The organism is Pseudomonas sp. S44, assembly GCF_016624805.1.
Taxonomy (GTDB): Bacteria; Pseudomonadota; Gammaproteobacteria; order Pseudomonadales; family Pseudomonadaceae; genus Aquipseudomonas; species Aquipseudomonas machongensis.
Genome location: NZ_JACVTY010000084.1, coordinates 1 through 221, shown reverse-complemented (window position 1 = coordinate 221; position 221 = coordinate 1). Strand labels below are relative to the sequence as shown.

The 221-nt window shown below is 57.5% G+C and carries 1 protein-coding gene; it reads right to left on the bottom strand.

Annotated features, from left to right (window positions below; all coding sequences use genetic code 11):
* The coding region (locus IAE40_RS25625; RefSeq protein WP_325167295.1) for an immunoglobulin-like domain-containing protein at positions 1-221 on the bottom strand (221 nt) is incomplete at both ends.

Genomic DNA, 221 nt, shown 5'->3' with positions numbered 1-221 from the left:
CAGCCGGAACGGTCACCTTGGTGCCATCCGAAAGAGTGAAGGTCAGACCGCCGTGGCCTTTGACGTCAAGGCCTTGGGCATTGGTCAGAGTAACGGTGTAAGTGATCTCACCGCCTTCGGAGACGGTGGTCTTGTCGGCGGTGAGGGTCGCAATGACTTCGCTTTCGGTGTCAGCAATCTGAACAGTGGCCGAACCACCGAGCTCGAGGTTTTCGAAGGTT